This is a genomic window from Streptomyces sp. NPDC057445, assembly GCF_042802855.1.
Classification (GTDB): Bacteria; Actinomycetota; Actinomycetes; order Streptomycetales; family Streptomycetaceae; genus Streptomyces.
Genome location: NZ_JBHVDH010000003.1, coordinates 393,629 through 402,526, shown reverse-complemented (window position 1 = coordinate 402,526; position 8,898 = coordinate 393,629). Strand labels below are relative to the sequence as shown.

The 8,898-nt window shown below is 71.8% G+C and carries 6 protein-coding genes; 5 read left to right on the top strand and 1 reads right to left on the bottom strand.

The window, feature by feature from the left end:
* The first annotated feature begins 193 nt into the window (after positions 1–193).
* The gene (locus ACFU5O_RS09785; RefSeq protein ID WP_384238459.1) at positions 194–745 is read left to right on the top strand and encodes a SixA phosphatase family protein; all 552 of its coding nucleotides are present in this window, start codon (positions 194–196) and stop codon (positions 743–745) included.
* Positions 746–1,171: 426 nt separating this feature from the next.
* Here the strand turns inward: ACFU5O_RS09785 and ACFU5O_RS09780 are convergent, their stop codons facing one another.
* Positions 1,172–1,993 carry a class I SAM-dependent methyltransferase gene (locus ACFU5O_RS09780; protein ID WP_384238457.1) on the bottom strand — a complete coding sequence of 274 codons (822 nt, stop codon included), beginning with the start codon at positions 1,991–1,993 and terminating at the stop codon, positions 1,172–1,174.
* A gap of 731 nt (positions 1,994–2,724) precedes the next feature.
* On the opposite strand from ACFU5O_RS09780, the gene ACFU5O_RS09775 reads away from it, so the two are divergent.
* Genes ACFU5O_RS09775 through ACFU5O_RS09760 form a run of 4 tightly spaced genes read left to right on the top strand, consistent with a single transcriptional unit; the run spans position 2,725 to position 8,870 of the window.
* Positions 2,725–4,206, top strand: a complete 1,482-nt coding sequence (locus tag ACFU5O_RS09775; RefSeq protein ID WP_384238456.1) for an aldehyde dehydrogenase family protein — start codon at positions 2,725–2,727, stop codon at positions 4,204–4,206.
* Between the two features lie 20 nt (positions 4,207–4,226).
* Positions 4,227–5,804 carry a GMC family oxidoreductase gene (locus tag ACFU5O_RS09770; protein WP_384238454.1) on the top strand — a complete coding sequence of 526 codons (1,578 nt, stop codon included), beginning with the start codon at positions 4,227–4,229 and terminating at the stop codon, positions 5,802–5,804.
* Complete coding sequence (locus tag ACFU5O_RS09765; RefSeq protein ID WP_384238452.1) at positions 5,801–6,847, top strand: glycine betaine/L-proline ABC transporter ATP-binding protein; 1,047 nt, start codon at positions 5,801–5,803, stop codon at positions 6,845–6,847. Before ACFU5O_RS09770 ends, ACFU5O_RS09765 begins: the two co-directional genes overlap by 4 nt.
* Positions 6,848–6,893: 46 nt before the next feature.
* The gene (locus tag ACFU5O_RS09760; protein ID WP_384238451.1) at positions 6,894–8,870 is read left to right on the top strand and encodes an ABC transporter permease; all 1,977 of its coding nucleotides are present in this window, start codon (positions 6,894–6,896) and stop codon (positions 8,868–8,870) included.
* Positions 8,871–8,898 lie beyond the last annotated feature (28 nt).

The window sequence follows — 8,898 nt, the reverse complement described above, 5'->3', positions numbered from 1 at the left end:
CGGGGGGGGGGCCGGCGGGGGCGGCGGGCCGGGGGGGGGCGGCCCCCGCCCCCGCCCCCCCCGCCCCCCCCCCCCCCCCCCCGCGGGGGGGGGGGGGGGGGGGGGGGGGCGCGGCGCCCCCCCCCCCCCCCCACAGTGCTCCCACGGCTCCGAGGACAGCGACGGCGGCCGGGGGCTGTGCGAATCTGGGCTCATGGAATCCGGTCCCGTGAACGAGCCAGACGCCGCCCGTCTAGTGCTGCTGCGGCACGCCAAGTCCGCCTGGCCGCCGGACGCGGCGGACCATGAGCGTCCGCTCGCGCCGCGCGGACGGCGGGACGCACCGGCCGCCGGACGGCTGCTGCGAGAGACGGGGTGCGTGCCCGACCTGGTGATCTGCTCGACCGCCCGGCGGGCGCGCGAGACCTGGGACCTGGCCGCCGAGCAACTGGGCGTGGAGGTGCCGGTCCGTTACGACGAGCGCGTGTACGGGGCGGATCCCGCGGAGCTCATCGACGTTCTGCGGCAGGTGCCCGCCGGAGTGGGGACGGCGTTGCTCGTCGGCCACAACCCCGGCATGGAGGACCTGGCGGCCGGACTGACCGGCGGGGCCGAGGGCGATGCGCTTGTCCGCATGACCGAGAAGTTCCCCACGTCCGCCTACGCGGTGCTCGGCTTCGCCGGTGGCTGGCCGGCGCTCGCTCCGGGCTCGGCCCGGCTGACCGCCTTCGTCGTCGCCAGAGGAGACAGAACCGGCCGGGCATGACCCCGGCCGGGCATAAACAGTCCCCGGTAGTTCCGCGTCGCATTCCCGTGTCCCAGTCGTCGCTGACACACCGGTCCTCGCGCAGTTCTGCCGGGGGCTTAGCCAGAGCCTTGGGAACAGTCACGCGGGCCGGTAGACGTCTCTGCCGGCTGGTGCGGCCTTCTCTGGTTTTCCGGTATAAGGCCAGTTTCCTCCCGATATGACCGAAGTCAATAGTTGGTGACCGTCCGGTTTCGCCGTCGTTCCCGGCAGGGGCGACGGGGACGTACCCCCGGCCGCCGGTCGGCGAGTGTCCGCAGGCTCAGCGGCCTGGATCGGTACACCTGCCGGGGGCCCTGAGTGCGGCGGCGACACGGTCCTCGCCATCCAGGAGGCCCGCAAGTCCGTGGGCAGGCGACTTCCGCCAGATCCGCCAGGCAGCAGGGTTCAAGGCATGCGCGACGACGCGATGTGGACCTTCATCCCGCACGGGATGGTGCCGTCCGGGCGGACCATGCTCTCCGTCTCGGCGGTGAACGCCTCCCGCAGTGAGGCGATGGTGCGGATGTCGACCGGGCCCAGGTCGTAGACCCCGGAGACCACGTCCCACACCTGCTCGAGAGAACCGCTGAGGTCGATCCGGACGGTGTCCCGGTCGACCGGCGAGAACCCGGCGGGGCCGAGCAGTTCGTCCAGGCCCTCGCGACTGCGCACGCGTCGGTCGCCCAGTGCGGGGATCCGCTGCTCTGCGGGAGCGGACCCGATGAGCGGGCGCAGCAGCCGGAGGAACACGTCGTACGCCTCTCCGTCCACGGCGCCGCCCCCCGTTGCGAGGGCGAGCACGCCGCCGGGCGCGAGCACGCGGGCCGCCTCGGCGACGACCTGGTCGGCGTCCGCCATCAGCATCAGGGCCATATGGGAGACGCACGCGTCGAAACTGCCCGCGGGGAAGGGGAGTTCCTGGGCCCTGGCCTCCAGCAGCCTCGTCCCGGCAGGCAAGGGCCGCCGGCGCGCCAGCGTCAGGTCCTCGGGCGACAGGTCCACTCCGGCGAGCTCACGCCCCTCGGAATCCGCGGCGAGCAGCTCCAGCAGCAGGCCGTCACCGCAGCCGAGGTCCAGGACGCGTCGGCATCCGGTGACGCGGTCCCGCAGGATCTCGTAGCTCGACCGCCCGTCGGCCGCCCGTCCGTGCGCCATGCAACGCGCGGTCACCGCCGGGTGTGCGGCGTGGAACTCACGGAGGAAGGTCTCTTGAGTGGTCGTGAGCATGAGTTCGACCCTACGTGGACGCGGATACGGATGGACGCGGGAGCCGTGACGCGGTTCGACCGGCGTGCGTACGCGCCGATGAACAGGCGGGAGGCGGCTGCACGCCACGCCGGGACGCCTTGGGGCCTTCGTGGCTGCCCACTCGGCCCTGACGGTCGCCACCATCGCGGCCCGGCCGGGGGCGTGGACGGTGACCGGTTCCGGTGTGCCTTCGCGATGATCGGGCTGCTGGTGCCGTGGATGTTCACGACCGGTGTCTTCAGCGCCGCCACCCGGGGCCGGCCGGGACTGCGGGCCCGGATCCCGGCCGGGCGGCAGCCGGCCGGGCGTGACCGCGTCAGGGCGCGGGCGCACAGCTGACCACCTGGGTGCCGGCCGGGGCGGCCGGGGCGGCCGGCGGGGCCGGGCCGGTCACCTGGTCCGGTGGCCTGAAGGCCAAGGCGCTGCTGCTCCCCGTTCCCTTCAGTGCCGTCGTCCTGCACCGGCTGATGCCGCTGTGGGTGGCCGGACGGTACGTCCAGGACGAGCCGACGACCCGATGGACGACCTTGCCGTCTACCCCGGCGAGTGACTACGGACACTCCCCCCGACCTCATCGCTTGCCCGGCGGGGAGTGAGCCCGGCCACTTCCGGCCACGTATCGCGCATGCTTTCCGACCTCTGGGGCAGGCACCCCGATCACCGGTTGTCGCTGGTGAGAGACATAACGGGAACGGAAGGCAAAACGCGACGTGTCGGCACAACTGACCATCCACGTGGACGGAGAGTGGCGCAAAGCCACCTCCGGAGCCACGCGCGAGATCCTCGACCCCGTCGACGCCACCGCCTTCGCGGTCGTGGCGGAAGGCGGGGCCGAGGACACCGACGCCGCGATCGCCGCCGCGCGCCGCGCGTTCGACCAGGGGGAGTGGCCGGGTACGCCGGTGGCCGAGCGCGCAGCGCTGCTGCGGCGGGTCGCGGAGCTGCTGCGGCGGGACCGGGAGGAGCTCGGGCTGCTGGAGAGCCGGGACGCCGGCAAGACGCTGGAGGAAGGACGCGTCGACGTCGACTGCGTCGCCGACGCGTTCATGTACTTCGCCGACCTCGTCATGAACGAGAACGGGCGGGTCGTGGACGCCGGGTCCAGGGACATCCACAGCGTCGTCGTGCACGAGCCCGTGGGCGTGTGCGCGCTGATCACGCCATGGAACTACCCCCTCCTGCAGGCCAGCTGGAAGATCGCCCCGGCGCTCGCCGCGGGCAACACCTTCGTGATCAAGCCCAGCGAGATCACCCCGCTCACCACCGTCGCGCTCGTCCGTCTGCTCGGCGAGGCCGGACTGCCCGACGGCGTCGCCAACATCGTCACCGGCCCCGGCCACACCGTCGGCGCGCGCCTCGCCGAGCACCCCGACGTCGACCTCGTCTCCTTCACCGGCGGACTCACCAGCGGCACCAAGGTCATGCGCGCCGCCGCCGACAGCGTCAAGAAGGTCGCGCTGGAGCTCGGCGGAAAGAACCCGAACGTCGTCTTCGCCGACGCGTGCGCATCGGACGACGCCTTCGACACCGCCGTCGACCAGGCACTCAACGCCGCCTTCATCCACAGCGGACAGGTCTGCTCCGCCGGCTCGCGCCTCATCGTCGAGGAGTCCGTCCGCGAGCGCTTCGTCGCCGAACTCGCCCGCCGCGCCGAGAAGATCCGTATCGGCCGCGGTACCGACAAGGACGTCGAGTGCGGACCCCTCGTATCCGCACAGCAGCTGGCGAAGACCGAGGAGTACGTCGCCTCGGCACTGGCGGAAGGCGCCGTGCTGCGCGCGGGCGGCACACGGCCCGACGGGCCCGGGTACTTCTACCGGCCCACCGTCCTCGACCGGTGCCACCGCGAGATGCGTGTCGTGCGCGAGGAGATCTTCGGGCCGGTCCTGACCGTGGAGACGTTCCGTACCGAGGACGAGGCCGTCGCCCTCGCCAACGACACCGAGTACGGCCTCGCGGGCGCCGTCTGGAGCCAGGACCCCGGGCGGGCCAGGCGGGTAGCGGGGCGGCTGCGCCACGGGACCGTCTGGATCAACGACTTCCACCCCTACCTTCCGCAGGCGGAGTGGGGCGGCTTCGGCAAATCGGGCATCGGCCGGGAACTGGGACCCGCCGGGCTCGCCGAGTACCGCGAGACCAAGCACATCTACCAGAACCTCGCCCCGCGCCCCGTGCGCTGGTTCGCGGGCTGACCACGGGGAGCACAGAAAACATGACAGAGCACAAACACGAGCACCCGCACGAGCACACATTCATGCACGATCATGAATACGACTACGTCGTCGTCGGAGGCGGCACCGCCGGGTCGGTGATCGCCTCCCGCCTCACCGAGAACCCCGACGTCACCGTCGCCGTCATCGAGGGCGGCCCGAGCGACGTCGACCGTGACGACGTCCTGACGCTGCGCCGCTGGATGGGACTCCTCGGCGGTGAGCTCGACTACGACTACCCGACCACCGAACAGCCCCGCGGCAACTCCCACATCCGGCACAGCCGCGCCCGGGTCCTCGGCGGCTGCTCGTCGCACAACACGCTGATCGCCTTCAAGCCGCTGCCGTCCGACTGGGACGAATGGGCCGAGGCCGGGGCCGACGGCTGGGACGCGAAGGCCATGGACCCCTACTTCGACCGGCTGCTCAACAACGTCGTGCCGGTGGACGAGCGGGACCGCAACGCCATCGCCCGTGACTTCGTCGACGCGGCCCAGGCAGCGCTCGGCGTCCCCCGGGTGGAGGGCTTCAACAGGAAGCCCTTCGACGACGGCGCCGGCTTCTTCGACCTCGCGTACCACCCGGAGAACAACAAGCGTTCCTCGGCGTCGGTCGCGTATCTCCACCCTGTCATGGACCGGCGCCCCAATCTCACACTGCTGCTCGAGACCTGGGCGTACCGCCTGGAGCTCGACGGCACGCGGGCGACCGGCGTCCATGTACGGAGCAAGGACGGGACGGAGCGGCTCGTACGGGCGCGGCGCGAGGTCGTCGTCTGCGCGGGCGCCGTCGACACCCCGAGGCTCCTGCTGCACTCGGGCATCGGGCCGAAGGACGATCTGGCCGCTCTCGGCATACCTGCCGTCCACGATCTGCCGGGCGTGGGCGAGAACCTTCTCGACCACCCCGAGTCCGTGATCGTCTGGGAGACGCACGGGCCGATACCCGAGAACTCGGCGATGGACTCGGACGCCGGACTCTTCGTGCGCAGGGACCCCGCGCACCGGGGCCCGGACCTGATGTTCCACTTCTACCAGATACCGTTCACCGACAACCCGGAACGGCTCGGCTACGAACGGCCGCCGCACGGGGTGTCGATGACGCCGAACATCCCCAAGCCGCGCAGCCGCGGCCGCCTCTACCTCACGAGCGCCGACCCCCAGGTCAAGCCCGCCCTCGACTTCCGCTACTTCACGGACGAGGACGACTACGACGGCCGCACCCTCGTCGACGGCATCCGCCTCGCACGCGAGATCGCGAAGACCGCGCCGCTCGCCGACTGGCTGAAGCGGGAGGTGTGCCCGGGCCCCGAGGTGACGGGCGAGGAGGAACTGGGTGAGTACGCGCGCAAGGTCGCGCACACCGTCTACCACCCGGCCGGCACCTGCCGAATGGGTGCCTCCACTGATGAACTTGCCGTGGTGTCCCCGGACTTGAAGGTCCGGGGACTCGACGGAATACGCATTGCGGATGCGTCCGTCTTCCCGACGATGCCCGCCGTGAACCCGATGATCGGGGTCCTGATGGTCGGCGAGAAATGCGCCGAGCTTCTGACCGGAACGCGGAGTGAGGCCCGATGACCAAGCCGCCAGTATTTACCGTGAGTGATCTGTGGAAGGTCTTCGGGCCGAAGGCGGAGCGCATCCCCGGCTCGCCGGAGCTCGCCGCCCTCGACCCTGCCGAACTGCGCGAACGCACCGGCTGCACCGCCGCAGTACAGGACGTGAGCTTCGAGGTGCAGCGCGGCGAGGTCTTCGTCGTCATGGGCCTGTCCGGCTCCGGCAAGTCGACGCTCGTCCGCTGTCTGACACGGCTCATCGAGCCGACCTCCGGGTCGATCGCGATCGACGGCGAGGACGTGATGTCGATGGACAAGGCCCGGCTGCGCGAACTGCGCAGGCACCGCGCGTCGATGGTGTTCCAGCACTTCGGCCTGCTGCCGCACCGGTCCGTGCTCGACAACGTCGCCTACGGGCTGGAGATCCAGGGCGTAGGACGGACACAGCGGCGCGCCAAGGCGGCCGAGGTCGTCGCGAAGGTGGGCCTGGAAGGCTTCGAGCACCGTCGGCCGGGCCAGCTCTCCGGCGGTCAGCAGCAGCGCGTCGGACTGGCGCGGGCGCTTGCCGTCGACCCGGAAGTGCTGCTCTTCGACGAGCCGTTCAGCGCGCTCGACCCGCTGATCCGCCGCGACATGCAGGACGAGGTCGTCCGGCTGCACCGCGAGGAGGGCCGCACGATGGTCTTCATCACCCACGACCTGAGCGAGGCGCTGCGCCTCGGCGACCGGATCGCGCTGATGCGGGACGGGCGGATCGTGCAGCTCGGCACGCCCGAGGAGATCGTGGGCTCGCCCGCCGACGACTATGTGCGGGACTTCGTCCGCGACGTTCCGCGCGAGCAGGTCATGACCGTCCGGACCGCGATGCGGCCCGCGACCGCGGACGAGGCCGACTCCGGCCCCGCGGTCGCGCCCGACGCCACGGTCTCCGAGGCGATCGAGGCGGTCGCCCGCTCCGGAAGCGCGGCCCGTGTCGTCGAGAACGGCCGCTGCCTCGGTGTCGTCGACCACGCCGCCCTGCTCTCGGTGGTCGCGGGCCTGCGGACCGAGGAGGTGGCGGCATGAACCCCTTCCGTACGGACGTGATGTGCGCGGCTCGGCGGTGGTGCGGATGAGCGTCACCGTGGACGAAGTGTCCAAGACCGCCAACGCCGTCGACGCTGCCCCGGCACCCGGGCCGGGCGGGCTGCGCGCGTTCGCGCACCGCCGCCGGGGACTGCTGGCGGGCGGCGCGGCCTTCGCCGTGCTCGTCGTGCTCGGTACCGTCCTCCTCGGCGGCGGAGCCTGGCCCGCCGGTCTGACCGTCGACATCTCACAGCCGCTCGACGGCGCCAACCAATGGGTCGTCGACAACCGTGACACCCACCCCCTCTTCCTCTACTTCCTGCTGCATCTGTCCAACACGGCGACCGACGCGGTCAACACCGTGTACCAGGTGCTCGACGCGCTGGGCTGGCTCGGGGTCGTCGCGGCGGGAGTGCTGGTCGCGTGGCGGGCCGCCGGGCTCGGGCTGCGCGGGGCGCGCGTCGCGCTCACCGCCCTCGGGGCATTCGCCGTGTGCGGCCTGCTGGGGATGTGGGACGCCACGCTGATCACCATCGCGCTGATGGTGGTTTCCGTGGCGGTGGCGGCGGTGCTCGGCGCGCTGATCGGGCTCCTTGCCGGGGTCTCCGACCGGGTCGACCGGGCGCTAAGGCCGGTGCTCGACACCATGCAGGTGCTGCCGGCCTTCGCGTATCTCCTGCCGTTCGTGCTGGTCTTCGGCACGGGCACGCCGGCGGCACTCTTCTGCACGGTCATCTACGCGGCCCCGCCGATGGCCCGGCTCACCGCGCTCGGTCTGCGCGGCGCCGATCCGGGCGTACTGGAGGCCTCCGCCTCACTGGGTGCGAACGGTCGGCAGCGGCTGTGGACGGCCCGGCTGCCGCTCGCGCGCAAGCAGATGCTCCTCGGCCTCAACCAGACGATCATGATGGCGCTGTCGATGGTCGTCATCGCGGCCCTCGTCGGCGCCGGCGGCCTCGGCGAAGAGGTGTACTCGGCGCTGTCCACGACGGATGTCGGCAAGGCGTTCGCCGCCGGCGTCCCGATCGTGCTGATCGCGATCTGGCTCGACCGTACGACCGCGGCCGCCGGCGACCGCCTGGGCGAAACCGCGCCGGGCGACGGATGGCTGCACGGCGCCCGTGCCTGGGCGCTGGTCGCCGCCGGCGTCGTGGCCGCGGTCGCCGTACGCACCACCACCTGGCCAGAGGCATGGACGTACGAGATCTCCACACCGGTCAACCAGGCACAGGAGTGGATCACCGAGAACCTGACCTTCATGGAGGCCTGGGCGCGGGAGTTCACGCTCTGGATCCTCAACCCGCTGCGGGACACCCTGATGTGGCTGCCCTGGTGGTCGGTGCTGCTGCTGGTCGCCGCAGTGGCCTGGCTCGTCGGCAACTGGGCGGCCGCCCTCACCGCCACCGGCGCGATGGCCGCCATCGGTGTGCTGGGGGTCTGGGCGAAGTCCCTGGACACCCTCTCCCAGGTGCTCGCCGCGCTCGTCGTCACGCTGGTGCTGGGCGTACTCGTGGGCGTGCTGTGCGCCCGCGCGGGGCGGCTGGAGCGCTGGATGCGGCCGCTGCTGGACGCGATGCAGACCATGCCGCAGTTCGTGTATCTCATCCCGGTCGTCGCGCTCTTCGGAGCGACCCGCACATCGGCGATCGTCGCGGCGGTCGTGTACGCGCTGCCCGCCGTCGTACGCATCACCACCCAGGGTCTGCGTGAGGTGGACCCGGCCGCGCTCGAGGCGTCCCGCTCGCTCGGCGCTTCCACCCGCCAGCAACTACTCGGCGTCCAGCTCCCGCTCGCCCGTCCCGCACTGCAACTCGCCGTCAACCAGGGCGTGGTGCTGGTGCTCGCCGTGGTCGTCGTCGGCGGCCTCGTCGGAGGCGGTGCGCTCGGCTACGACGTGGTGAAGGGCCTCTCCCGGGGCGAGATGGGCCTCGGTATGACGGCCGGCATCGCGATCGTCTGCCTCGGCCTCGTCCTGGACCGGATCACCCAGCCCGCGGCCCGCAGCGCCCGCAAGCACCGCTGACCCCCACACCCTCTCTGACAGGAGCACC